We start from the raw sequence: 24,064 nt of genomic DNA on the forward strand, positions 1-24,064 counted from the left end.
CTGATCCTCAACATCAAGCAGCTGGTCGTCTCCTCGGAGCAGGACGAGCCGGTCGTGATGTACCTGCGCAAGCAGGGCCCGGGTCTGGTCACCGCCGCCGACATCGCGCCCCCGGCCGGTGTCGAGGTGCACAACCCCGACCTCGTCCTCGCCACGCTCAACGGCAAGGGCAAGCTGGAGATGGAGCTGACCGTCGAGCGCGGTCGCGGCTACGTCTCCGCCGTGCAGAACAAGCAGGTCGGTCAGGAGATCGGGCGCATCCCGGTCGACTCGATCTACTCGCCGGTCCTCAAGGTGACGTACAAGGTCGAGGCGACGCGTGTCGAGCAGCGCACCGACTTCGACAAGCTGATCGTCGACGTCGAGACGAAGCAGGCCATGCGTCCGCGTGACGCCATGGCGTCGGCCGGCAAGACCCTGGTCGAGCTGTTCGGTCTCGCCCGCGAGCTGAACATCGACGCCGAGGGCATCGACATGGGCCCGTCCCCGACGGACGCCGCTCTTGCCGCTGATCTCGCCCTGCCGATCGAGGAGCTCGAGCTCACCGTTCGGTCGTACAACTGCCTCAAGCGCGAGGGCATCCACTCCGTGGGTGAGCTCATCGCCCGCTCCGAGGCGGACCTGCTCGACGTACGCAACTTCGGTGCGAAGTCGATCGACGAGGTCAAGGGCAAGCTGGCCGGCATGGGCCTGGCGCTCAAGGACAGCCCGCCCGGATTCGATCCCGTCGCCGCTGTCGACACGTTCAGCGCCGACGACGGTACGGACGTCGGGTTCATCGAAACAGAGCAGTACTGACATACGGCGCTGAGCCCGGGCCTGGCACCCGATCCAGTCCCGCAGGCAAGTGAATCGGCGCCGTGAGCGGCGTTGTCAGCGAAGTTGGTCGGCGCAGGTCATCCCTGCGTCCGACCAACTCGCTGTCCGAGGACGATTGGCGAACTCAGTCTTGATGGAGCCGAGTTGAGCAGTCGCTGATGTCCCGAGACCGCCTGTGTCCAGTCGACCTGTAGATTCACAGCTTGCCCCACGCCCGTGACGTCCCCCACGGCGGATGTCACCAGCAAGAGCCGTCCCGGTTTGGCCCCGGCCCGGCGTCGCCATCCGTGGCGCTGTGAAGCTGCGGGCCACGGGCGTGCAGTGAGAGGACCGCGATGCTTCACGGGGAGCGTCAGTGGGCCTTCTCGTAGGCTTCGCGCACTGCGGCCGGCACACGGCCGCGGTCGTTGACCTCGATGTTGTTGTCCTTCGCCCAAGCCCTGATCGCCGCCGATTCGTCCTTGCCGCCAGCAGACGCCCTCGGCGTCCCCTTCGCCTTCGCCTTCGCCGCGCCTCGAATCCTGCGGGCACCGTCAGCGTGGAGATAGGGGTTCAGGATCTCCAGGAGCTTTTCGTAGTTGTCATCCGTGAGGTCGAGTTCGACCCCTGCTCCGTCGATGAGGATGCTGTGCGTGGCAATTTCCGACGATTCCTCGCCAGTCAAATCGTCGACATACGTTGTGACTACCTTCTGGGCCATGAGGGGGATCGTAGGGCACGGTCAGGCACTTTCGGCAATCGCGACGGGGCGGGCTCTTGTGCCACTCTTCAGAGGCGTCACAGATCGTCGAGGTTCAAGACGCAGAGCACTGTGGGCCTGCGGTCCTCAACACGCCGGACAGCTTCCCCCGGGCCGGGGGTAAGGATCAGGCCGGTGGATCAGGACCTCACCGGCGCGGCCCCCGATACGCCTTCTGCGGTCCGTCCTGGCGTCCCTGACCACCTTCGTTGCCGGTTTCGGTGCACGCAAACTGCTGGTCGGGGTCCTCGCACTGTATGCCGCTGCCTTCCTCGCGTTCCGCCGCCACCTGAGAAAGACGAAGACGCAGTAGATACCTCGCTCCCGTCGTCCAGGACGCAGGAAGCCGACCCGTTTTCCAGATTCGGCACACTGCGGGTCCCCGGGGTAGTGCACGTCGCTCTGCGTTCCGGCTCAGCCTGTTCCGGCCCCGCAATGGCGGGCCCCGGGGCTTCAGGGCCCGCCAAGTAGTCAGCCTTGCGCCAGGGCTTCGAGCCAGTCGCGGACCAGTACGTCGTTAGGGGCTTCCATCAAGGCGAAGTGGTCGACCGGTAGGCGGTCGACTGCTGTGTCCGGCAGGATGTCGCGCCACTGGCCGATGGCCCGGCCTCGCGTCCAGGGAGCGTCGCCGTCGACGGTGGTGGTCGGGCCGCGGCGGGCGTAGTCGATCTCGCCGCCGGTGTCGCCCTGGAGCAGGTGCACCCGCATGCCGTCGGGTGGGCTGAGCAGCAGGCCGTCGAGGATCCGGGCGTTGGACTCGTACACCGTCCAGGCGTCCTCTATCTCCTGCTGGTCGGCGTCCCGGGCCAGGGTGCCTGCGTCCTTGGCCGCTGCCGTGACCGCGGCGAGGTCGAAGCCGCCGTCTTCGCCGATGAACTGCCTGGCCGGGATGGCGATCGACCAGCCGACGCGGACGAAGATGTCGAAGGCGTCGTGCACGCTCACCCGGTGCGCGCCCGGGTCGGGCGGGTCGATGAGAAGGGCGCGCACTTTGTCAGCGCAGCGATCGTGCAGCCTGTTGGCGACCTCGTACCCGATCACTCCGCCCAGCGAGAACCCGGAGATGCAGATGCTTGCGAACCGGTCGGCGCCCTCGTCGAGGAGAATGTTCGCCAGGCCGTCGGCAAGCGCTGTCATGCCTTTGCCGGACAGTTCGGGCGGGGTCTCCATGGCCCACACGGTGTCTCCGTCGGGCAGCATGCGGGACATGGCCGCGTACCGGGTCACCGCGCCGGACAGTGGGGGCAGGAAGACCCAGAGTCGGTCGTCGCCGCCGGGGCGCATCGTCACCAGGGTAGTGCCCGTGGTGTGGTGCGCGGTGGGAATGCCAGCATCACGGTCGGTCAGCAGGCGGGCCAGGGCGTCGAATTGGGGCGTTCGGTAGAGCTCGGCCGCGCGCAGCTGGAGGCCTGTCCTGGTGTGCACCTGGGTAATGAGTTCGATGGCCCGGATCGAGTTGCCACCCACGGCGAAGAAGCTCGCCTGCTCGTCGGCGGGCGGCGCGCCCAACACTTGGCGCCAGGCGAGGCGGAGTTGGGTGCGCACGTCTGACGACGCGGCCTCACCGTCGGACGGGTTGCCGGCTTCGGTCTCGTTCTGGAGGCCCTCCAGCAGCGCGACGCGGTCGACCTTGCCGCGGGAGGTGAGGGGGAACTCGTCCAGGACGGCGAGCCGTGCGGGCACCATGTATTCGGGCAGTACCTCCGCGAGCCGGCGTATGAGGTCCGCCTCCACGCCGTCGAGGGGGGCCAGGGTGCGGTCGAGGCGGACCCAGGCGGCCAGCAGTCGGCTGCCGGTGCCGTCGAACGGGGCGACCACCGCGTCCAGGACGTGGTCGACGGCCTGGAGCTGCGAGACGATCTCGCCGAGCTCCACGCGAAAGCCACCATTCACCTTGACCTGTGCGTCGAAGCGGCCGTGGAGGTCGTAGCCTCCGTCGGGCCGGGCGGTGGCCACGTCGCCGGTGCGGTAGGACCACTCGCCCTCGACCACACCGAACGCGGCGGACGCTGCCGCTTCACCCAGGTACCCGCGGCCGACGGCAATGCCCTGAACGACCAGGCCGCTCGCCTCGCCGTCCGCCGGCAGTGGCTCGAGGCGGAACCGCACGCCGTCGATCGGTTTGCCGATCGCGATGGCATCGCCGGGCAGCAGGTCCCGGTAACAGACGACGACGGCCGTCTCGGTCGGGCCGTACCCGTTCACCACGCGGGTGCCCGCGGCCCCGACCCGGGCCCAGGCCGACACCGCGGCCCGGGTGGGCGCCTCGCCGCCGGCCATCACCAGTCGCAGTCGCGGGGCGAGGTGGTCGGCGGCAGCGGACAGGTCGGCACCGAACCGGTTGAATACGCCCGTCGGCAGACTCAGCACGCTCACGCCCAGGCGGCGGCAGTGGTACAGGAAGTCGTCGGCTCCTGCATACACGAACGTCGCGTCCCGGAAGACGAGTTCGCAGCCGACGACCATGGACGTCCAGATCTGTTCGAGTGCGAGGTCGAAAGCGATCGAGGAGAAGAACAGCCGGGTGTCCGACTCCTTGAGGTCGTACCAGTCGATGGTGCGGCGCACATGGTTGTCCAGGGCGGCCGCCTCGATGACGACTCCCTTGGGCACTCCGGTGGACCCCGAGGTGTAGCCGACGTACGCAGCCGGGGAGGTGCGCCGAACCAGGCGCTCGTCCAGCGGGGGCGCCGGTTTCGGGCCTGGTGTCACTCCGGACTCCGTGACCAGGGCGACGGGACCGCAGTCCGCAATGATCAACTCTTTGCGGGAGCCGGGCAGTTCCGGTTCCAGCAGGGTGAAGGCGGCCCCCAGTTTGCTCACCGCAGCCAGGGCGGCGACGGTGGCCGGGCCGACCGGCAGGTCGATGACGACCACGGTCTCCGGCGCGACCCCGAGCTCACCGAGCGAGGCGGCCAGCTCGTCGGCGGCCGCGGCGAGTTCGCCGTAGCTCAGTCGGTGCTCGCCCTGCGACAGGGCGGTCTTGTCAGGTCGTTCGCTCGCGTGCACGGCGATGGCGGAGTACAGCATGGCACCTTTTTCCGAGGTCATCAGGCGTTCACCTTTCGCGCACCGGACGGGCCGGATGCAGTCTTCGCGGCCGTCGTGTTGGTGTTCTGGGTGTTTGTGGTCGTCGCGGGCAGGAGCAGCAGCACGGCGATCACAGCGATGCCCGCCACCACAGCTCCGGTGACCCACGCGGCCAGCAGCCCGGAGCTGATCCCGTCGGTGAAGGCAGCGATGGACCGGGGCGTGCCATGGGCCAGCAGGTGATGGCCGTCGCCGATGGAGCGTGCGGCCGCCGGCAGGTCGGGCACGGAGGCGATGTGCCTTCCGTAGCCCGCGGTGAAGACCAGGCCCATCACCGCGACTCCGCCGGCGCCGCAGACCTGCTGGAACATGGCGTTCACCGACGACCCGACGCCGGCGTCGGCCGCCCTGAGGCTGGTGACGATCAGAGTCAGCGCCGGGCCGACGGAATAGCCCATGCCGAGGCCGCAGGAGAGCAGTCCCGAGGCGAGCAGCGGGTAGTGCAGCCCCAGGGCCGCGGTCGCGCAGAACGCGCAGCCCAGTGCGCCAAGGGCCAGCCCGGCAGCCACCACCGTCTTCGCCCCGAGCCGCGCGGTGACCCTGGCACAGGTCAGCGAGGCGGTGGTCAGTCCGATGGCGAGCGGCAGCAATCCGGCCCCGGCTTGCAGCGGGCTCCATCCCAGGCCGTACTGGGTGAACTGGCCGGCGAGGAACACGGTTCCGAAGAGAGCGAAGAAGAGCCCGGACATGGCCACGACGGCGCCGGCGAAGCGGCGCTCGCGGAAGTAGCCGAGGTCGAACAGCGGTCGGTCTGTGCGCCGTTCATGGACCGTGTAGCCGATGAGTGTCAGCAGCCCCACGGCGCCGAGGCCGAGGCGCAGCCAGGCGGGCACCCGGCCGTCGGCGGCGAAGATGACGGCTGCGGCGAACAGTGCGACACCGGCAAGGAGCAGCACTGCGCCGCGCGGGTCGGGGCGTCTGGCCGAGGCCAGCGGGGTACTGGGCCTGATCAGGGTGGCGGTTCCGACGAGGGCGACCAGGCCCACGGGAACGTTCAGGAGGAAGATCGATCCGTACCAGAAGTGGGTCAGTAGCAGGCCGCCCAGTACCGGGCCGATGGCGACACCGAGTCCTACCACCGCCGGCCACAGCGCCAGCACGCGCCGCCTGCCATCGTTGGTCAGTTCCTGGGCGAACATGCCGAAGATGCTCGGCACGATGAACGCCGCCCCGACCCCCATGCCCGCGCGGGACAGCACCAGCGCGGCCACCGAGGGTGCGAACGCTCCCAGGAGCGAGGCCGCGGTGAACACGCTGATTCCCGTGGCGTAGGCACGGCGTGCGCCCATACGGTCCACAAAACTGCCGGCGATGATCAGGGACGAGGCGAAGACCAGCATGTAGGCGTCGATGGCGATTTGCACATCGGGGATTCCGGTCCTCAAGGATGCCGATATTCGAGGTACCGCGGTATTGATGATGGAATTGTCCGCGGAGACCATGAAAAGGCTCAGGTAGGCGGTGGCCACGACGGCGCGTGCACGCGGCTTCGGTTTCGTGGGACTCTCGGGCAGCGGCATTTCGCTTCTCGAACTTCTCTCGGGAATACGGGTATCCGCTGATCAGCCGAGTGGTGGTGTCCGCTGGAACATGCAGATGTCGGCGGACGAAACAGAGAGTGTGCTGCTGTTCTGTGCCGCCGTGAAAAACAGGGGACTTGGGCAGGTGATGTCCATTTCACGCCCCCGATGTGCGGGTGATCTTGAACCCGTCGGAGGCCAGAATCTAGCAGTCGCTGCAGGCCAGAGCAATCACAGGTGTCTGGGGTCACAGAAATCCCAGGAGTGTTTGACTCTGCCTCAAATACATGGACGGCGAAAGAAAGGCTGGGCTTGACTCCCCTGCTGAGGCCCGCAGTTGACGATCCGTCCTGCGCCGGCCGACTCAACAGCCCCACTGCAGATGGGGAAGTCCACCGAAGGGGTGCACATGACCGTCGAGACCATCGCCGAGACCAGCTGGACCATCGCTCCAGAGTTCACGTTCACCGACGCGGAGCGCGAGGCCCTGGAGGCCGCGCTCGACGCTGTCACTGCGAACCCGTACCGCCTCTACGAGGCCCATCGCTTCCAGGTGGGGCAGCTCGCCGGAACGGACGTCGTGCCGGAGCGTTTCCGGCAGTACGTCGCGTCGCTTGCCACCCGTGACCGGGCGGCCGAACCCGTGGTCGTGCTGAAGAATGTCCCCTACGACCGGAACGTCCCTGTCTTCGACTTCGACCAGCCGGTGCGCTCCAAGTACGAGGTGAAGAAGACGTTCATAGCCGAGGGCTTCCTCGCGCTGTTCGCGCAGATGGCGAACACGCCGGCGATCGGCTACGTCAACGTCAACGACGGCGATGTGTTCCAGGACATCTACCCGCAGCGCCGGCTGCAGGGCAGCCAGTCACAGAAGGCGCTCAAGCAGATCCACTTCCACAAGGACCTGGCCAACCACTTCGTACGCCCCGACCAGGTGTACATGGTCGGCATGCGCAGCAACCCGGTGAACGAGGTCTACACGTCGTTCGTCCGCAACATCGACGTCATCGAAGCCTTCACCGAGGATGAGATGACGCTGCTGCGCTCCTCCGAGTTCTACACGCCCTTCGACGACCTGAGCACCATGGGCGGTGGCCGGGTGGAGCTCGGCGAGGCCGACATGCATCCGATTATCGGAGGGCGCGGCCCGGAGGACCTCCGCTTCTTCGAGAACCGGACCGTGGGTGTCACCGAGGCCGCCAAGGCGATCGTTCCCAAGGTCGCCCGGACTCTGCACGAGCTCAAGCAGCGCGTGTTCATCGAGCCCGGTGACTTCGTCATCACGTACAACAACCACACGATCCACGCCAAGGAGGTCCTGAACGTGGGCGACCCGGAGGCGCTGCAGTCCCGCTGGATCATCAAGACGGTGAACGTGGACGACATGGCCCCGCACGCCGGCCACTTGGTGGCCGGCACGGACCACTTGATCAACGGCTGATCCACGGCGCGTTGCCACTACCGAAGCCCCCGCGATGCGGGGGCTTCGTCATGCCCTCCCCTCACTCCGCAGCCCGCATCAGGCATCGCAGCCGCAGATGGAAGGAAACAGATTGAAACGAAAAACAACTTCCGATATCTGAGACGGCGATTCCTGTTACCGAACCTCTCGCTTATGATCATGCGACCCGCTCACCAGCGGATACGCACTGCACGCTGCGACAAGACAGCTCTACCGCACCGCACGTCCCGGTCGCCCATCATGCGCGCCCACTCCATGCGCCCGCCGTCGCGCGCATCTCGACGTCTGCCAGTGCAGCTTGCCCTTCACACCAGCAACTCACGCTGCCCGCACCGCCCGTCGGCCCCCATGTCACCGGCAGCCCCCACGAAAGACCAGAAGTGACGACTCACACCACGCAGCCACGCTCCGGCCAGCCCCCGGCCGGATCCATCACAGGCGCCCAGTCCCTCGTCCGCTCCCTCGAAGCCATCGGTGTCGACACCGCGTTCGGCATACCCGGTGGAGCAATCACTCCGGCGTACGACGCACTCATGGACTCCACCAAGGTGCGACACGTGCTGGTCCGTCACGAGCAGGGCGCAGGCCACGCCGCGACCGGCTACGCACAGGCCACCGGGAAGGTCGGCGTCTGCATGGCGACCAGCGGCCCCGGAGCGACCAACCTCGTGACCCCGATCGCCGATGCGGCCATGGACTCGGTGCCACTCGTGGCGATCACCGGCCAGGTGATCAGTACCGCAATCGGCACGGACGCCTTCCAGGAAGCCGACATCTGCGGCATCACCATGCCGGTGACCAAGCACAGCTTCCTGATCACCGACCCGGACGACATCCCACGAGCGATCTCCGAGGCGTTCCACATCGCCTCCACTGGACGCCCAGGCCCCGTCCTGGTCGACATCACCAAGGACGCCCTCCAGAAGAACACCATGTTCCGCTGGCCGGTCAAACACCAGCTCCCCGGCTACCGGCCCACCGCCACGCCGCACACCCGGCAACTCCAGGAAGCCGCCCGCCTGCTCGCCCAGGCCGAACGCCCAGTCCTCTACGTCGGCGGCGGGGTACTCAAGGCCCATGCCACCGCCGAGCTCAAGGCACTGGCAGAGCTCACCGGCGCCCCCGTCACAACCACACTCATGGGCATCGGCGCCTTCCCCGACAAGCATCCACAGCACCTGGGCATGCCGGGCATGCACGGCACGGTCGCTGCCGTGACGTCCCTTCAGAAAGCGGACCTCATCGTCGCCTTGGGCGCTCGCTTCGACGACCGTGTCACCGGCAAGCTCGACGGCTTCGCCCCGTACGCAAAGATCGTCCACGCCGACATCGATCCGGCAGAGATCGGCAAGAACCGCGCTGTGGACGTCCCCATCGTGGGCGATGCCCGCGACGTACTGGCCGCACTCCTGCCGGCCGTGCAGGACGAGATCGCGAACGACGAGACGGCGTGCGACTACGCAGGCTGGTGGGACCAGCTGGAGACCTGGCGCAAGACCTACCCACTCGGCCATGAACCGGCGCCGCCGGGCAAACTCTCACCGCAACACGTCATCCAGCGCCTGGGACAACTCTCCGACGACAGCACGATCATCGCGGCAGGCGTCGGCCAACACCAGATGTGGGCCTCACAGTTCATCGACTACGAGCGGCCGCACAGCTGGCTCAACTCCGGCGGTGCAGGCACCATGGGATACGCGGTTCCGGCCGCGATGGGCGCCAAAGCCGGACTGCCGCAGGCCACGGTCTGGGCGATCGACGGCGACGGCTGCTTCCAGATGACCAACCAGGAACTGGTCACCTGCGCGCTCAACAACATCCCGATCAAGGTCGCGATCATCAACAACGGCGTCCTGGGCATGGTCCGCCAGTGGCAGACCCTGTTCTACAACCAGCGGTACTCCAACACCGTGCTGCACACCGGTGCGGCATCCCCGAGCACCCCCAACGCCGGCACCCGTGTTCCGGACTTCGTCAAGCTCGCCGAGGCCATGGGCTGCCACGCCTTGCGCTGCGAGTCCCCCGACCAACTCGACGCGACCATCGAGCAGGCGCTGGCCATCAACGACGCACCGGTCGTCATCGATTTCATCGTCCACGAAGACGCCATGGTCTGGCCGATGGTCGCCGCCGGCACCTCCAACGACGACATCATGGCCGCCCGGGACGTCCGGCCCGACTTCGGCGACGACGAGGAGTAGAAACATCATGACGAAGCACACACTCTCCGTACACCTCGAAAACAAGGCCGGTGCCCTTGTCCGGGTCGCCGCGCTCTTCTCACGCCGCGGTTTCAACATCGAGTCACTGGCCGTCGGTCCGGCGGACGAGCCCGGCACATCCCATATGTCCATCGCCGTCTGCGTCGACGAGCGCCCACTGGAGCAGATCGTCCAGCAACTCAGCAAGCTGGTGAACGTCATCTCCGTCCAGGAAAGCAGTGCATAGCCTCCACGCGGCAGGCGGGACAACCCAAGAGGTGCTCCCCCGGGCGTCCCCTGCCGCCGCCACCCGAGGCGCGCCGGAACCTCCTTCCCAACGCAACGCCCACCAGGCTCCGTTCGCCGTCATGGATCACGCCCTGCCCGGATGCCGCTTCCTAGTCTCGCCACTCCTCGAGGTACTCCTCGCGGCCGAGGTCCTGCTCGGCCGGCACCCCGCCCCGCAAGGCCGGCGCCTCGACACGAAAAACGCCCAGCGCCACACGCTCGGCCTTCGTCCAGACGTGATACGCCAGGGCATCAAAGTCGCGGCAGGCCGACTGCTACACGACACAAGCACAAACCGTCAGCAGCCGGACCTGTCGGCCCTGGGCCCGCTGGAGAAACCGGCACGGACCTTCTTCGAGACGTGCCTCGCCGACGATTGGCCCCGTATCAGGGCCACCCTCGAGGCAGACATCGCCCACCGCGCTCACCAGTTGGCCTCCCGCGGAGTACGCCAGGTCGTGGAACACCTGCCAGGCCTGACCGTGCGGGAGGGTGAGGAGCCTGCTTCTCCCCGCGACTGCATGACGGTCCTCGTGCCTACGGCTTTCCAGAAGACCCGCATCCTCCTGGCCGATGCGACCGGCGCAGTGATCACCTATCCGGCCGTCGGTCAGCACAATCTGTGGAACGGTAGCCAGACGGCCGCTCCCGGTCGGCTCGGCGCCCTGCTGGGACGCGGACGGGCCGCAGCACTGGTCAACATCGGCGACGGCTGCGGCACTACCGACCTCGCAGACCGCCTCGGAGTCAGCGCGGGCACCGCGTCGGTGCACGTGACCGCCCTGCGCAACGGAGGCTTGGTAGCAACACACCGCACAGGCAAGGCAGTCCGACACGTACTGACACCTATCGGCTCAGCACTCATCACCACTCTGCTGGACCCCGTCAGCAGCGCGCTGACGAATCTCTCCGAAATGCTGTAATCGTCGGATCCAGGCACACAGAAGGCCTTCCGCATCCACCTGATTCAGTATGAAGGCTTCTGAGAATTCACGACCCTCTCTGCCTGCCCAAATCCATCAGCCGCCGGGACTTGAGGGTTGCGATTGCCTGTTCGGCCAGCGCCGCAGCCGACGCCGTGGACGAGGTCGACTGGGACATCTCGGTGGACTCCGCCATCGGGCAGGCGCACCAACATGCGGCGGGGGCCGCACCCGACCCATCGCCAGCCCCCGCCTCACCTATGTCTAGTGGTGCCAGGTGCCCCGTTTCAGCGTGTTCACCAATGCCTGCGCCATGGCCTGCATGCCCTTGGCATTGGGGTGGGCCGGAGCCGCGGGCGAGGTCGGGGCCAGCGGCTCGATCCAGCGATCGGCGGGCGCCTTGCACATGTCGTGACCAACAGTCGGCCTGTACGTGTCCACATACTCGGCCCGGTTCACCAACGCGACCGTACGCAACATCAGGTTGAGGCGCTTGCCGGTGTCGCGCAGGTAGGGGAAGTCCTTCGCGGCGAACGGGACCGTCGGGTAGCAGCCCGTGCCGTCATCGGGCAGCAGGTCGGGGTAGCCGACGACAACCACGCGGGCGTGCGGCGCCTTGGCGTGCACGGCACGCAGGACGCGGGCGACCTTGGGCGCGGTCTGGAGGATCTTCAGTGACAGCTGGTCGTAGCCTGTGGTCCGGTAGTGCTGCTCGCAGGGGTTTCCGGCGGGGTCCGTCGAGCTGAGGCCTGCGCATGTGCTGATGATCGACCCGAACCCGATGTCGTTGCCGCCGATCTGCACAGTCACAAGGCCGGTGTCGCGCTGGACCGCGTCGAGTTGCGGGCCGTTGGTCCCCTGTGCCTGCCACATCTCTGCCGTCGTCGCACCGCCGCAGCTCACGTCGGTGAACGAGTCGACGTGCCGCTCACTGGCGGTGATCGACGGGTAATTGTGGTCGGAGCGGGCGCAGTTGGCGTCGACCTGTCGAGGGATCAGGGGGCCCGAGGTGTACGAGTCGCCCAGTGCCACGTAGCTCGAGTGGCGCTGGGCCTCGTGCTTCGCCGGTGCGGCGTTCACGGTCCCCGTCACACCGACGGTGAGCACGAGACTGCCCAGTACGGCCAGTTTCATGGCGGCCCGGCGTCTCGGCACCGTTCCGTTCCCGTACATGTGTTGCGACATCATGCCCCTCCCCTGAAGCCCGCACTGTCATGGTCCAACGTCGCCTGTATACCGGCCAGTAGCGAGTGGGGCCATAGTCCGGACATACCTGTGTCCGGAGAAAGCGGGTGACAAGCCTGCGGGTGCCGGGTGATCGGGGTTGAAGCAGATGCAGGGTGAAGGTGAGGGCAGTCGCGGTGGTGTCGTGTCCGACGAGGAGGAAAATAAGGACCCTCGTGGCCTGTCGACGTCCGTGATCGCGGCGCCGTCATCGCCGGCCTCACTGTGCCCTGGAGCTCAGACGCAGTCGACCTGTGGCTTGCAGAGTCCGAGTGATTTGTCGTGCCGAGCCGTCTGCGTATTCGTGTCGAATCCCCCCGTGCTTCATCGCGGGAGAACTGAGTCGCAGCGCGACGCACGATTGTGTTGAATCCTGACATGAGTCACGTCGCCAACGTCATGATCTCCGTCGAGCCGGATGATCGACCGTCTGCCGAGGAACTGAGCCAGTGGTTGCAAACCTCTGCCCCGCGACAAGGTTTCGGTCCCGGCGCTGTTGGGTGGGTCGGCTCGCTCAACGAGATCACCGGCAGCGACACGCGTTGGGGTGGCGGCAAGTACCCGGAATGCTCCGTCTATGCCGGAGCGCTCAACCACGCCGACCTGGCGGGCCTGGTGGCGCATGTCGAGCGCATCGTCTGGAAGCACCCCGAGTTCGTCCAGCTGTTCGTGATGGGCCAGGAGCAGGTCTACTTCCGCGTGTGGATGTTCCACGGCGCGAAGCTGCGGCAGGTCCTGCCCGAAGGTCGAGAAGAAGAGGTCTGGCCGAACGACTAACGGTCCTGACCTGCCAGTCTGCCTGTCATGTCAGATCCGGCATCCACTCGGCCGGCAGCACTTCGTGCAGCTACTGACAGACGCCGGATTCCTTCCAGTCCCGCAGTCGCCGCCAGCAGTTCGTGCCCGAGCCGAAGCCCAACTCCTTTTGAACGTGATTCCATTGGATACCTGCGTGCAGGGCGAAGGGGATGCCGCACAGCATCTGCCGGTCCGGCAGCGGCCTACGGCCCGGGCGCCTGCACCGACGTTCCTTGCGTGGCAGCAGCGACTCGATCCGCTCCCACAGATCATCCGACACGATCCAAGGCGAAGCCCCCACACCCGAACAACACCGAACCTCTGGTGCGAACACGGTCACCATGACCGATCCACCTCATTGTGTTAATACTCCAGCTGTAGATCGCTCTCGAGCTGGTGGTGCCTACGCTCTACGCCGCTTGCGTCGCTTGTCCCAGCTGCCGTGTGGCCGGTTCCAGTCCTGGGCCAGCATCGCTGCGTCGAACTGGCCTTTGCTGGTCACGGCTCGTGGTTGAGGTACGAGCGTGGTCGCCGTCGATCGCCACGGGACGGTCGAGTACCAACCGACCAGGGGCATGGTCTCGTCGTGGTGCGGAGCGAACCGCTCGACGGCGATGGTAGGCATCTGGTAGCTCAGGCTACGGACGTGGTCGAGGAACGTCTGAGGCAGCGAGACATGGTGGGATTCCAGGTAGTGCGGAAAGTCCTGACGCCACAACCATGCCCCGTCGGTCACCAGGGACGAGCATCCCGAAGAGTGTCGGTGGGGGCTGCCGGTGATGACGTCATGTCCGGCTTCCATGACGTCGATCAAGACGTGGCCGGCGTCCAGGTAGGCCACCAGTTTCGCCTCATCCGGTTCGCCGACGGACCGGACGGCGTCGCGGATCGATCCGTTCGGCTGGCCGGAGCGGTCGTCCAGTTCGTTGTAGAAGCCCAGCAAACCCAGCGCTGCGCCTCCTTCTACAAGCTGTTCCGTCCTGCTTGCACCGGCAGGCGCGGCCACCGTTGATCATCAGTGCGTGAAGACAAACGATCACGCGGTGGCCGCAGGTCACAGCGTAGACGCCGACCACTGACAGGAAGCATGCGAGGGCCTGATGGACCGCATCGCGGGCAGGTTCGCCCGGTCGAACCCCGACGACGAATACGGCACCTGGTCCTGGGACTGCTTTCGGACCTACTGCGGAAGAACTGCTGGACCATCGCCGAATGGGCAGGCGAGGCCACTCCCGACGCCACCGCGAGGACGGCTAGCGCATGAGCGTGGCAGGTACACGTGCGTTGCCCAACTACCCTTTTCACGACGCCCGTTGACGAGATTGTTCCGGCGACGGGATGATCTGAACCTTCGCGACTGACCAGCGAAACGGGGTTCACCATGAGTGAGGGCAGTGCGGCGGATTTCTCAGACGCTGGCATCGATCGTCAATTCGCCGCCATCATCCAGGGCATCGCCGCTGACGTGGAGCCCAGGCAAATCGCCGGTCGCGTTCAAAACGTGGCGCCTGCGGGCGACGTCAAGCCGATGTGGTATCTGGTCCCGCTGCGAATGATCTGCACGATCACGTTCTTCATGACCTTGTCCTCGTGTATTGCGGCCTATGGCTGCGTCATGAGCGACGCGCGTTGGGGTACTGCCACCATGATTGGTTTGGGCGTGTCGATCGGGAGCGCTGCCTGCCGGCGCCTGGCCAAGGCAAGGTACGACCGACGCAACCAGTAGTCAGCGCCTCCGAGGGGGCAACTGCCTCATCCCAGCAAATAGGAGTTACCGCGCTGCGCGCATTACGTGCGCAAGTCTGACGTACACCCGGAGTCCTCACGAAGGAGGCAAGTTCCCTGAGCTGCGCAGATAGTTCGGGTAGTTCGGTCGACAGTCACTGACCGCCTCGACATCACGGACGCCGCTGGGGACTCGACAGCGCCGAAGGTGTCCTCCAACTCCGCGCACGGTTAGCGAACGGCGGCTTCGAAAACGACGGGTGCCACCACACGGCGCGTGAGCTTCAACACCTCTGCCCCAGCCCCGACCGGCGGGACTACAGCCTCACTGCGTGACGGCGACGTTCACTTCAATGGATCCGCGCCCAAGACCGTTGCAGCACTGGGCGGTTCTTGAACCGTAGGATCATGTGCGCGCGTCGGGAGCGGTAAGGATCGCGCTTCCAGAGCCGCGGTCAGCTGTGAGGGGGAAGGGATTGCGGATGAGAGTGCGCATCGCAGCGGCAGCCCTGTTGGCCGTGAGTGTCGGGGTGGCGGGGTGCGGGTCCCCGGATCCGGCTCCCGGGCCGAGGGCGACCTCCAGCGCCTCGCCGGCGGTGCAGGTCGAGCTGGAGACGGTAGGGACCATGTCGGTCGCTGGGCCCGGTTACCTGCGCGGCACGGTGACCAACCGGACGGCCGCCGGGCGGCAGGTCACCGTGAAAGTTCGCTTCACCGTCCCCCCGGGGGACGAGCACAAGCTCACCGTGGCCCGCCAAGGCATGTCCGCTACTGACTGGACGCCCGTGGCGCTGACCGGCAGTTCACATCGGGGCGACTCGGTGGTGACCGGTGTCTACCGGCTCACAGTGCGCAAGGGCGCCAATCCGTTCGCGCTGCGGGTCGCCCCGGGATTCAAGACCACGCAGCCCCACCAGGAGCTACCCGTCTCGATCTCCCTGCTCAACGCCAAGGGGAAGACCTTGTCCGAGCAGAGCGTCTCTCCTTCGCTGGACCTGGTGCGCATGACAGCCTCGCCGACTCCCCGGACGCTGAACCGCAGCAGAGGATGGAACGAGACCACCATCGCCCTGGCCAACGCATCGACGACGGACTATCGCGCCCTCACCGTACGAGCCTTCCAGTCCTGCTACGGCCCGAACAGTAGCGACTGCCCCAAGTCGTCATTCAGACTGGAGCGGTTCACCAACGGTCAGTGGCGCCCAGTGCGCACCTACATCCCTCCGCGCAAGCCCGGCGTCGAAGTTGACAAGGAGACCGTGGTGACCCGGATAGCTCTGCCAGTCGGCGCCCGGCGGACAATCCGGCTCAGACTGGCCGCGACCTCCACCGCACGCCCCGGCAGCACTGGCGACCTGTACGTCCACGCGGACAATAAACCGACCGGCGAACAACCGTGGGTATCCGAAGATGCCTCCACCAAGTTCACCATCCACTAGGTCTCAACCCGGCGGGCCCTGTTGACAGAGTCTCCCGTAACAAGGAGACCACTGGGGCTGAGCGCGAGCTCTCCGATCGGGCGAAGCGTCGGCTGTTGGTGCCTCGTCGCCTGGAGGAGGTCACCGCCCTCCACAGCGGCGTAGTGCACGACGATCCGTAAGCAACCGCCGCGTCTGGGGCGAGCCGATCTTCGACAACTCACGAAACCTGAGACCCATTAGCGGCGCGGCAGCGGCACCAGGAAAAGGCGTACGGCCAAGCGGGTCCGCCAGGCACCAGCGTCACGCCCCAACGTGGTGACGAGCGCCTGCTCTCACGCCCCCTGCGAGCAAACCGGAATCTAGCATGATGAGTGGCATGAACACGGAAGTCTGTGACTCGGCCGAGTTGGTCACGCTCCGGCGGATCTTCGCGTCCCGCCCCGAAGCGCTGCCGCCCATCCGCCAGGGTGCGGTGCGGGCCTTCGAGGCGGAACACGGCATCGTGCTTCCGGAGCCGTACCGCACCTCCGTGGCGGAGGTCTGCGACGGGCTAGGCTCGGGACCGCCCTACTACGGTCTGCTGCCCCTCGCGCAAATACCCCCGGACTGGGGCTCGTCACGTCCAAAACGTCTGTTGGCGCGGCCTTTTCCCCTCACTGCGCCGTGGTTGTGGGAAGTGGACGAGGATGCGCAGGCGCTGTCGGAGGAGGATCTGGAGGCCCGGACGGACAGCGTGGCCGACCACGGCTCACTGCTCCTCGGCACCGAGGGCTGCGGCATGTATTGGCACCTCATCGTCACCGGCCCACAGCGCGGCCACGTCTGGCTGATCGATGAGAACGGGGCGGTGCCCTTCGGTACCCGGCCGGCCACCTCTCTGATGCCGGGTACGCCGGGTTTCACGGGGTGGGTGACCCACTGGGCGGAAGGCCGCTCCTGGTTCGCGGACGTCTAGAGATCGTTGGTGGTTGGGGTTACCTGGGCTCGGGGTTCAAGCCGGTCTTGGCGAAGTAGCCCTCGGCGAGGCCGGGGTGGTGCTGCATAAGTTTGAGGCGGAGCTGCGCGCGGCACGCGATGCGCGGCAACCCGCCACACCACCATCTACGTCTACATTAAAGTAGACGATGGGTGGCGGGAAGGGCCCGCTGCTCCGTCCTGTCGCACATTGCTCTGCGCCGTTTCGGCCTCCGGGCGGGACACCCGTTTTGTCAGGAGGTGTTGATGGCGCACAAAATCCTGATTGTCGAAGACGATCACGCGCTGCGTGACGTCCTTCGGCGAGCGCTCACCGAAGAGGGGTTCGTCCCGGTGCCGGCGGCAGACGGCGCCACAGCGCTCAAACTGGCGACACAGGCCATCGCAGCGGTGGTCCTGGACATCGGACTACCCGATGCGGATGGCCGGGACGTGTGCCAGGCCCTACGGGCGAACGGTCTCGCCGCTCCGGTGCTCTTCCTCACGGCTCGCGGACACGTGACCGATCGGCTCGCCGGCTTCGCCGCCGGCGGGGACGACTATCTGGGTAAGCCGTTCCATCTGCGTGAACTGATCGCCCGAACGAACGCGCTGCTCAAGCGGTCCGCGCCGACGCGCGAGCAGCAGGCGGGCGGGATCGAGATCGATCCGATCTCGCTGGGCGCCACCGTGCAGGGCCACCAAGTTCCGCTGTCGCCCACCGAGTTCCGCCTGCTGGCCGTTCTGGTCGCGGCCCACGGCTCCGTGGTGCGCCGTCGTGAACTCCTGGGCGCAGGCTGGCCCGATGGCGCGTGGGTCAGTGACAACACCCTCGACCAGTACGTCAGCCGGCTGCGGCGCAAACTGCGCGAGGCCGGCAGCACGTTGACGGTGCGCACCCAGCGCGGAATCGGTCACTCACTCGCATGAAAGGCACCTTGCACCGGCTCGCTCCGACAACCCTGCGCGGACGGCTGGCCCTTGTGTCCGTGACCGCGGCTGCTCTGCTGCTGGCGACCCTCAGCATCGTGTTCAACGCTGTTGCCGGACGGCACTTGCGGTCCCTGGCGGACGACCGTCTGCACAGCACCCTCGCCGCCGTCGCCTCGACGATCGACGTGTCGGGCAACCGAGTCCATGTGCGAGAAGCCGCTCACGACGCACCTCTCGACTCCAACGTGTGGATCTACGACGGCCGGAAGCCGGTCGAGCGCCCCTCGGCAATGAGCGGCAACCGCCGCTTGACACAGACCGCCGGGCGAATGGCGCGCGAAGGTACGGCGTCGTGCACGACACTGTCTCCAGCAGGGCACAGTCCGGGCTGGCGACTGTGCGCCGAGCCGGTTTCTCAGGCTCAGCACGCCGTCGTGACCGTGGCGGCCCTCGACATGGCCCCGTACACGAACTCGGCGGACCTCCTCCTGGGCGCCTCCGCCGGGTTCGGAGCAGTCATGCTGGCCTGTACCTACCTGTTGACGCGGTTGTCCGTGGCCCGTGCGTTGCGTCCGGTGGCCGTCATGACAGATCAGGCAGCCCAGTGGAGCGCAGTCTCCTCGGCCAGCCGCTTCGCCACGACCGGCGCGCCACAGGAGCTGCTCCGCCTGGGAGGCTCGCTGGACGCCCTACTGGACCGGATCCGCAGCATGCTCCGTCATGAGCAGCAGTTGACCGCCGAGCTGTCGCACGAACTGCGCACGCCCTTGGCGCGCATCGTGGGAGAGCTGGAGCTGTGGCAGAGCCGCGCTCGCGACGAGAGGGAGACACGGCATGCCCAGAGGGTGATCCAGGAGGCCGCGGTCTCCATGCAGGCCATTTGCGACGCTCTGCTGAACGACTCACGAGCCGCCACGGCACACGGCGCCGAAGCGCCGGGAACGTGCCTGGTGGGTATCGTCCTCGCGCGGGTGGCCGACGGCGGCGGCCGGCCCGGTGTACGCACCGAAGTGGAGGCGGGGTCGGATGTCCGGGCAGGCGTACCCGATGCAGTCTTGGAACGCATCGTCAGTCCCCTGCAAGCCAATGCCCTGCGCTACGCAGCGTCGACGGTGACACTGTCGGCACGAGCGACGTCTGAAGGCGTGACCATCACCGTCGATGACGACGGTCCGGGGGTTCCCTCTGACTTCGTCCCACATCTGTTCGTCCCGGGGCGTCGTGCCGATCTCACGGACGGCCACGACGGGGCCGGCCTCGGCCTGGCGCTCGTCATGCGGCTCACCCGCTCGGTGGGCGGGCAGGTGTGGCACGAGGAGAAGGTCGGCAGCGGCTCGCGTTTCGTCGCCGAAGTGCCTGGCTGACCCGCGGGTGGGCCAGGCAGTCGGTGGACGCGTCAGGAGACCTGGGCAGCTGGCGTGGTGTCCTTGCGCGTCACCGCCAGATAGACGACCAGAGCCAGGATCACGGCGAGGAACAGCACGCTGGTGACGACGGTGCCCAGGCCCAGGCCATCGTCTGCCGTCGGCTGAGAGAGCCAGTCTCCGGTGGAGGCCCCCAGCGGCCGGGTCAGGATGTAGGCGATCCAGAATCTCCAGACGGCGTCGAACCCGAGGGTGAAGTGGGCGATCGCCACGGCCCCGATCACCGCCGCGAAGACAGCGAGGGAGGTCAGGTAGCCCAGCCCCATGCGTTCGGCGACGAGGTCCCCGGCCGCCGTGCCCAGGGCGAAGGTGAACAGCACCGCAAGCCAGTAGAAGGCTTCGCGACTGGTGGTGTCGATGCTGTGGATGGAGAGTGTCTTTTCCCGCGCGTACCAGATGAGGAACACCGCGGCGAGGAGTACGGCGAACACGGCGGTGCTGAGCTCCAGCGGAACACCCATGTTGTCGGTCAGGTTGTCACTGATCAGGGTGCCGACGACGCTGATCAGTGCGACAGCAAGCCAGTACACGGGGGCCCGGTAGGCGCGGGTACGGAACTGGGCCACCAGCACCACGGCGAGCAGCGCGCTCATCAAGAGGGAGACCCCGGTCAGCCCGAGGCCGGCCTTCGAGGCGAGCAGGTCGGCGGCGGTCTCCCCCACCGTCGTACAGAGAACCTTGATGATCCAGAAGTAGAGGGTGATCTGCGGAACCTTGTTCCAGCGGCCTCGGTGATCCCCCGTTGAGGTCGGGTCAGGAGCGGCGGAGGACGCCGTGTGCGAGGAGTTCTGAGTCATGGCGCGACGGTGCCATCAGGAACCTGAACACATCCTGACTGCCGGGTCCGTCGGCCCCCGCCCGGCAGCGGCGGTGCTGAAGATGAAGCGGTGAACTCCCTCTCCCCCGCGGCGCACATGGGCACCTGCTCGCCTGCTGCCCCTCGTCAGCCGCGCACAGTCCGTCGAGGCAGCCGTGCCTGTCACTAATTCCGTCCACCGTGGCACGGCGTGGCTGCGCCGCCGCCTTGGGCGTGCGATCTTCGGTTCCTACGCCGCCGCCCTGCTGCTTCCACAACCCGGCCTGTGGGTCCGTCGGCCGCATGCGCTGGGCGCGGTCCAGATCCACCTGCCGCCGGTGCTCCTGGGAGCGCTGATCTTCGCGGCCGGCTTCCAGGTGCGTCCCCGCGCGCTCACCGGGCTCCTGCGCCGGCCGATGGCCCTGGTGGCCGCCCTGCTGCTGCACCTAGCCGTCCCCCTCGTCGTCATCCCTCTGCTCGTCGCGCTGTTGCGCCGAACGCCGGACTCCGACCACGGCAGCGGCATCGTCACGGCAATGGTGCTGATCGTCACGATGCCCGTCGCGGCCAACGCCACGGTCTGGACGGCCAAGGGCAGCGGCGACCAACCGGCGATGGTCGCCGCGGTGCTCGGTTCCACGCTCCTCAGCCCGGTGACCACGCCGCTCGTCATCCTCGCCCTGGTCGTGCTGTTGCAGGCCCCTTACGCACACACCCTCATAGGCGCCGCTCAGTTGGCACATGGCGCCTTCTCTTTGTGGACCATCGTCGTGCCGTGCGCGGCAGGACTGGTGTGCCGTTCGGTTGTCTGCGCCGCATGGGCGGAGGCGCTGGAGGACTGGATCGCCCTTGGGGCGTTGGGGGCGTCTCTGCTCACCACATATGCCAACGCCAGCGGCGCCCTGGGCTCGTTCTTGACACAGCCTCGCCCCCTGCTGGTGGGCGCCGCGGCAACGGCGGCCGTCGTCGTGTGCGGAACGGCTTTTCTGTTGGGGCACGCCGCGGGTGCGTTGCTGTGTCTGGGACGCGGCGGACGGTCATCCCTCGCGCTGGCCTGCGGCATGAGCAACAGTTCCGCGGGCGCTGTTCTCATCACGGCCGCCATGCCGGACAAGCCCTACCTGCTCGTACCCGTCCTGGCCTACGGGCTGGTGCAGAAGACGTTCGCCGGATTCACCGTGCGTCAGCGGGTGGCCGAGACGCGCATACCCGAAGAGGTCTGACACACACGCTCTGCCGCTCCGGGACCGAGATGGTCTATCGCGTAATCCATCGGCGGTCTCACGTGAGGGAATCGGCTGACTCCATTTGACACCACATCAAACGCCCTGCTGAGACGGGCGGTTAACCTTCAGCGACAGCTTCCACCGTTCCAGAAGCGATCCGGTGAGGGCTGCTTGCGACTGATGACCAGCTCAGTCTCGCCGTGAGCGAGAGCTAGCCGCGCGCGATGCGGCGCACGCCGGAAGCCGCACCAGGCCGCCCTCTCCCCAGGTACGGACTTCCTGGGTGCGTGGCACCCAGGACACCTATGACACTCTCACCTCTCATGACCAAGGCTTGAATTGGTCGTAGCATGTCAAGAAGTGAGGCTGTGTGCCTTGCCGTCTTGAGGCGGGAGTGTCTCAATGGGCGGGCGATCGCTTCTGACAGAACGTCAGAACTGGTGAACCCGCACAGCGTTGGGCAGCTCCTTCCGTACCCGAGAAGGACCGGGCCGACGCTCACCTGGGATCGATTTCCCCCACACGAAGGGCAATCCCCCCATGAGACATGGCATCCGCTCTCTCGGCACCCCGTCCCGCGGCAAGAAGCGCGTCGGCCTGAGCGCCGCCCTCGGCGCCGGCATAGCCGCTGCCGGTGTGCTCGCGCTGGCTCCCGCCGCGGGCGCGGTCACCCCCACAACCGCCACCATCGACTTCGACTGCGGAAGCTTCGGCTCCGGCAACGCGACGCTCACCGCCTCGCAGAACGGCACCGCGGCCACCATCGAGCTCTCCACGTCCGCCATCACCGCTCCGATCGACGTCGGCGCGGGCTCCGTCAACTCGACACTCAGCCTGACCAACCACGGCTCGGGTGCTGTCCAGTTCACCGGCAGCTCCAACCCCACCATCCCCGCCGGAAGTGCCGTGTCGACCGGGCCGCTCACCGGGACAGTCGCCGCAGGTGACAGCCTCGAGGCGACATCGCTCACCGTCGTGGTCTTCGGAGTGACCGCGACGTGCACCGCCACCACCACACAGGCACCCGGCCCCTTCGTGTTCGACTGAGCACGCGTCTTCGGGTGAGTGGGCGCCGGCCGACCGCCGGCGCCCACGCCGCGGGCGGAACGACGCCGGGAACCGTCGCACTTTCAGTACTGGCGACAGCCACACCTCAACGCCTTGCCGCCACCGCCAGGTCGGGCGCATGGCGATCGCACACGAGGCGGCTCGGCGACACAGACTTCGCAGTGGGTGCCTGTACAAGGCCCAGCCGCCCGGCACCCCTCCTGAGAGCCGAACGGGTCCTTATATGTGGGCTGCATGAAGGAACTCTGCCGTGTCACCGCTACCCACGACCCCTCGCGCGGGAGTGGTGGTGGTACTGGCGCGGTCGACGCCGGAATGAATTCCGGAGCAGCAGAGCTTCGGGGGCCGCGTGGGTACGGGAGGTACATTCATGCGTTCCATACGAGTGCTGACGGGCCTGGCCCTCGCGAGTGCCGCGCTGGTGATGTCCGTGCCGAGCGCGCAGGCGGTGTCGCCGAGCTGCCAGCAGGCACTCGACGACGCGGAGATCACCCAGCGCAACGCGGACACGGTCAACGCCGACCCGAACACCTCCGCCGCGGACAAGAAGGCCGCCACGGACGAGGCGAACCAGGCCGCTTCCACCGCCCAGCGGTTCTGCGACTCCACCGACCCGGCCGTACGAGGGTCCGTGCACGCCGGTGAGGGTGGCACGCAGACCGGCACCGACCCGGCCGCACTGGCCGGCGCGGCAGCACTGCTCGCGGCCGGAGCCGGCGCCGTGTACCTGCGTCGCCGCGACAACGCCGGACACGAATGATCCCCACCTGATGGGCTGACCCGGGCCCCGCTCCTCACATCGTCGAGACCGGTGCGAGAGGGCGGGGCCGCCTGTTCGCCACGGACCGGGAGATCGGCATCATGGCAACCGCCCCCACACCATCCGCGCCCTCCGCCCGCCGCCGCATGGCGTCGTGGGCCGCCCTCCTCGTACTCGCCGCCTGCATGATCTACCGCATCGCCGACAGCGGCGAAGACACAGGGACGCCGCCGCGGCCCAGCGCCGCACAGGCGCCCTCGAGCGACAGCGCGCCGGTCCGCGAGGCCGCCTCGTCCGTGGCCTCGCTGCCGGAATCGGCACCCGTGCGCATCAAGATCCCCAGCATCAGCGTGGACGCCCCCGTCCAGGGCCTTTCCAGGAACGAGGACGGCGGGCTGAACGCACCCCCTGCCGACGACACCAACCTCGCCGGCTGGGACGCCGCAGGCATCCCGCCAGGCAGCACCGGCACCGCCGTGATGGCCGGACACGTCGACACCCGCACCGGCCCCGCCGTCTTCTACGGCCTCGGCTCACTGAAGAAGGGCGCCACCGTCACCGTCAGCCGACAGGACGGCAGCACGGCCCAGTTCACCATCGACGGCGTCCAGGAATACGAGAAGGCCAACTTCCCCAGCCGGAAGGTCTACGCCCAGCAGCCCCGGCCCGAACTCCGCCTCATCACCTGCGGCG

21 protein-coding genes and 4 pseudogenes are annotated in these 24,064 nt (G+C 67.2%); 18 read left to right on the forward strand and 7 right to left on the reverse strand.

Translation table 11 applies throughout. The features are described from left to right. Nucleotides 1-798 (forward strand): DNA-directed RNA polymerase subunit alpha (locus G3I40_RS00005; RefSeq protein WP_164300061.1); only part of this gene is annotated, 798 nt, incomplete at its 5' end. Nucleotides 799-1,171: 373 nt separating this feature from the next. On the opposite strand, the gene G3I40_RS00010 is transcribed toward G3I40_RS00005, so the two are convergent. From G3I40_RS00010 to G3I40_RS00020, 3 genes are all read right to left on the reverse strand, one after another. Continuing rightward, nucleotides 1,172-1,519, reverse strand: coding sequence for an Lsr2 family protein (locus G3I40_RS00010; protein WP_164300062.1), 348 nt, complete (start codon nucleotides 1,517-1,519; stop codon nucleotides 1,172-1,174). 510 nt (nucleotides 1,520-2,029) lie between these two features. Continuing rightward, a complete protein-coding gene (locus tag G3I40_RS00015) occupies nucleotides 2,030-4,609 on the reverse strand; it encodes an AMP-binding protein (RefSeq protein WP_164300063.1) in 2,580 nt (859 codons plus the stop codon). Beyond that, nucleotides 4,609-6,168, reverse strand: coding sequence for an MFS transporter (locus tag G3I40_RS00020; RefSeq protein ID WP_164300064.1), 1,560 nt, complete (start codon nucleotides 6,166-6,168; stop codon nucleotides 4,609-4,611). The genes G3I40_RS00015 and G3I40_RS00020 overlap by 1 nt, the downstream gene beginning before the upstream one ends. Before the next feature lie 409 nt (nucleotides 6,169-6,577). Between G3I40_RS00020 and G3I40_RS00025 the strand changes: the two genes are divergently transcribed. The 5 genes and pseudogenes from G3I40_RS00025 to G3I40_RS46770 all read left to right on the forward strand — a co-directional run. After that, nucleotides 6,578-7,609: a hypothetical protein gene (locus G3I40_RS00025; protein WP_164300065.1), complete on the forward strand. Its 1,032-nt coding sequence runs from the start codon at nucleotides 6,578-6,580 to the stop codon at nucleotides 7,607-7,609. A 401-nt stretch (nucleotides 7,610-8,010) separates the two neighbouring features. Beyond that, nucleotides 8,011-9,831, forward strand: a complete 1,821-nt coding sequence (locus G3I40_RS00030) for an acetolactate synthase large subunit (RefSeq protein ID WP_164300066.1) — start codon at nucleotides 8,011-8,013, stop codon at nucleotides 9,829-9,831. A 7-nt stretch (nucleotides 9,832-9,838) separates the two neighbouring features. Beyond that, nucleotides 9,839-10,078: an acetolactate synthase small subunit gene (gene ilvN, locus G3I40_RS00035; RefSeq protein WP_164300067.1), complete on the forward strand. Its 240-nt coding sequence runs from the start codon at nucleotides 9,839-9,841 to the stop codon at nucleotides 10,076-10,078. Nucleotides 10,079-10,199: 121 nt separating this feature from the next. Beyond that, the gene (locus G3I40_RS00040) at nucleotides 10,200-11,042 is read left to right on the forward strand and encodes a winged helix-turn-helix domain-containing protein (protein ID WP_164300068.1); all 843 of its coding nucleotides are present in this window, start codon (nucleotides 10,200-10,202) and stop codon (nucleotides 11,040-11,042) included. Nucleotides 11,043-11,182: 140 nt separating this feature from the next. Then, nucleotides 11,183-11,269 (forward strand): annotated as a pseudogene (locus tag G3I40_RS46770) (transposase); the annotation flags it as partial. Nucleotides 11,270-11,306: 37 nt separating this feature from the next. On the opposite strand, the gene G3I40_RS00045 reads toward G3I40_RS46770, so the two are convergent. Beyond that, nucleotides 11,307-12,230, reverse strand: coding sequence for an SGNH/GDSL hydrolase family protein (locus G3I40_RS00045; protein ID WP_164300069.1), 924 nt, complete (start codon nucleotides 12,228-12,230; stop codon nucleotides 11,307-11,309). Nucleotides 12,231-12,644: 414 nt separating this feature from the next. On the opposite strand from G3I40_RS00045, the gene G3I40_RS00050 reads away from it, so the two are divergent. Continuing rightward, entirely contained in the window at nucleotides 12,645-13,043 is a 399-nt protein-coding gene (locus G3I40_RS00050; protein ID WP_164300070.1) for a squamosa promoter-binding protein 15, read from the forward strand. Nucleotides 13,044-13,116: 73 nt separating this feature from the next. On the opposite strand, the pseudogene G3I40_RS00055 reads toward G3I40_RS00050, so the two are convergent. Next, nucleotides 13,117-13,407: pseudogene (locus tag G3I40_RS00055) on the reverse strand (transposase); the annotation flags it as partial. 60 nt (nucleotides 13,408-13,467) lie between these two features. Further along, nucleotides 13,468-14,007, reverse strand: coding sequence for a hypothetical protein (locus G3I40_RS00060; protein ID WP_239091427.1), 540 nt, complete (start codon nucleotides 14,005-14,007; stop codon nucleotides 13,468-13,470). A 157-nt stretch (nucleotides 14,008-14,164) separates the two neighbouring features. On the opposite strand from G3I40_RS00060, the pseudogene G3I40_RS00065 reads away from it, so the two are divergent. The 7 genes and pseudogenes from G3I40_RS00065 to G3I40_RS00090 all read left to right on the forward strand — a co-directional run. After that, a pseudogene (locus G3I40_RS00065) lies at nucleotides 14,165-14,301 on the forward strand (IS701 family transposase); the annotation flags it as partial. Nucleotides 14,302-14,445: 144 nt separating this feature from the next. Continuing rightward, nucleotides 14,446-14,790: a hypothetical protein gene (locus tag G3I40_RS00070; RefSeq protein WP_164300072.1), complete on the forward strand. Its 345-nt coding sequence runs from the start codon at nucleotides 14,446-14,448 to the stop codon at nucleotides 14,788-14,790. A gap of 153 nt (nucleotides 14,791-14,943) precedes the next feature. After that, nucleotides 14,944-15,125 (forward strand): annotated as a pseudogene (locus tag G3I40_RS46775) (ISKra4 family transposase); the annotation flags it as partial. A 290-nt stretch (nucleotides 15,126-15,415) separates the two neighbouring features. Continuing rightward, nucleotides 15,416-16,228 (forward strand): hypothetical protein, encoded by an 813-nt coding sequence (locus G3I40_RS00075; RefSeq protein ID WP_164300073.1) that lies wholly within the window; start codon nucleotides 15,416-15,418, stop codon nucleotides 16,226-16,228. Between the two features lie 346 nt (nucleotides 16,229-16,574). Beyond that, nucleotides 16,575-17,165 carry an SMI1/KNR4 family protein gene (locus G3I40_RS00080; RefSeq protein WP_164300074.1) on the forward strand — a complete coding sequence of 197 codons (591 nt, stop codon included), beginning with the start codon at nucleotides 16,575-16,577 and terminating at the stop codon, nucleotides 17,163-17,165. Between the two features lie 266 nt (nucleotides 17,166-17,431). Beyond that, on the forward strand, nucleotides 17,432-18,094 hold the full coding sequence (locus G3I40_RS00085) for a response regulator transcription factor (protein WP_164300075.1): 663 nt from the start codon (nucleotides 17,432-17,434) through the stop codon (nucleotides 18,092-18,094). Beyond that, the gene (locus G3I40_RS00090) at nucleotides 18,091-19,461 is read left to right on the forward strand and encodes a HAMP domain-containing sensor histidine kinase (RefSeq protein WP_164300076.1); all 1,371 of its coding nucleotides are present in this window, start codon (nucleotides 18,091-18,093) and stop codon (nucleotides 19,459-19,461) included. The genes G3I40_RS00085 and G3I40_RS00090 overlap by 4 nt, the downstream gene beginning before the upstream one ends. Nucleotides 19,462-19,493: 32 nt before the next feature. Here the strand turns inward: G3I40_RS00090 and G3I40_RS00095 are convergent, their stop codons facing one another. Next, entirely contained in the window at nucleotides 19,494-20,318 is an 825-nt protein-coding gene (locus tag G3I40_RS00095) for a hypothetical protein (RefSeq protein ID WP_164300077.1), read from the reverse strand. Between the two features lie 175 nt (nucleotides 20,319-20,493). Between G3I40_RS00095 and G3I40_RS00100 the strand changes: the two genes are divergently transcribed. From G3I40_RS00100 to G3I40_RS00115, 4 genes are all read left to right on the forward strand, one after another. Beyond that, a complete protein-coding gene (locus G3I40_RS00100; RefSeq protein WP_164300078.1) occupies nucleotides 20,494-21,540 on the forward strand; it encodes a sodium-dependent transporter in 1,047 nt (348 codons plus the stop codon). Nucleotides 21,541-22,083: 543 nt separating this feature from the next. Continuing rightward, a complete protein-coding gene (locus G3I40_RS00105; RefSeq protein WP_164300079.1) occupies nucleotides 22,084-22,590 on the forward strand; it encodes a hypothetical protein in 507 nt (168 codons plus the stop codon). 391 nt (nucleotides 22,591-22,981) lie between these two features. Next, nucleotides 22,982-23,371 (forward strand): hypothetical protein, encoded by a 390-nt coding sequence (locus G3I40_RS00110; RefSeq protein ID WP_164300080.1) that lies wholly within the window; start codon nucleotides 22,982-22,984, stop codon nucleotides 23,369-23,371. A gap of 101 nt (nucleotides 23,372-23,472) precedes the next feature. After that, the coding region (locus tag G3I40_RS00115) for a class F sortase (RefSeq protein WP_164300081.1) at nucleotides 23,473-24,064 on the forward strand (592 nt) is incomplete at its 3' end.

This window comes from Streptomyces sp. SID14478, assembly GCF_010548525.1.
Taxonomy (GTDB): Bacteria; Actinomycetota; Actinomycetes; order Streptomycetales; family Streptomycetaceae; genus Streptomyces.

Excerpts from the sequence above, each read along its gene's own strand:
- G3I40_RS00010 (WP_164300062.1), bottom strand. The coding sequence starts at position 1,519 with ATGGCCCAGAAGGTAGTCACAACGTATGTCGACGATTTGACTGGCGAG.
- G3I40_RS00015 (WP_164300063.1), bottom strand. The coding sequence starts at position 4,609 with ATGACCTCGGAAAAAGGTGCCATGCTGTACTCCGCCATCGCCGTGCAC.
- G3I40_RS00020 (WP_164300064.1), bottom strand. The coding sequence starts at position 6,168 with ATGCCGCTGCCCGAGAGTCCCACGAAACCGAAGCCGCGTGCACGCGCC.
- G3I40_RS00025 (WP_164300065.1), top strand. The coding sequence starts at position 6,578 with ATGACCGTCGAGACCATCGCCGAGACCAGCTGGACCATCGCTCCAGAG.
- ilvN (WP_164300067.1), top strand. The coding sequence starts at position 9,839 with ATGACGAAGCACACACTCTCCGTACACCTCGAAAACAAGGCCGGTGCC.
- G3I40_RS00040 (WP_164300068.1), top strand. The coding sequence starts at position 10,200 with ATGGATCACGCCCTGCCCGGATGCCGCTTCCTAGTCTCGCCACTCCTC.
- G3I40_RS00045 (WP_164300069.1), bottom strand. The coding sequence starts at position 12,230 with ATGATGTCGCAACACATGTACGGGAACGGAACGGTGCCGAGACGCCGG.
- G3I40_RS00050 (WP_164300070.1), top strand. The coding sequence starts at position 12,645 with ATGAGTCACGTCGCCAACGTCATGATCTCCGTCGAGCCGGATGATCGA.
- G3I40_RS00070 (WP_164300072.1), top strand. The coding sequence starts at position 14,446 with ATGAGTGAGGGCAGTGCGGCGGATTTCTCAGACGCTGGCATCGATCGT.
- G3I40_RS00075 (WP_164300073.1), top strand. The coding sequence starts at position 15,416 with ATGTCGGTCGCTGGGCCCGGTTACCTGCGCGGCACGGTGACCAACCGG.
- G3I40_RS00080 (WP_164300074.1), top strand. The coding sequence starts at position 16,575 with ATGATGAGTGGCATGAACACGGAAGTCTGTGACTCGGCCGAGTTGGTC.
- G3I40_RS00085 (WP_164300075.1), top strand. The coding sequence starts at position 17,432 with ATGGCGCACAAAATCCTGATTGTCGAAGACGATCACGCGCTGCGTGAC.
- G3I40_RS00090 (WP_164300076.1), top strand. The coding sequence starts at position 18,091 with ATGAAAGGCACCTTGCACCGGCTCGCTCCGACAACCCTGCGCGGACGG.
- G3I40_RS00095 (WP_164300077.1), bottom strand. The coding sequence starts at position 20,318 with ATGACTCAGAACTCCTCGCACACGGCGTCCTCCGCCGCTCCTGACCCG.
- G3I40_RS00105 (WP_164300079.1), top strand. The coding sequence starts at position 22,084 with ATGAGACATGGCATCCGCTCTCTCGGCACCCCGTCCCGCGGCAAGAAG.
- G3I40_RS00110 (WP_164300080.1), top strand. The coding sequence starts at position 22,982 with ATGCGTTCCATACGAGTGCTGACGGGCCTGGCCCTCGCGAGTGCCGCG.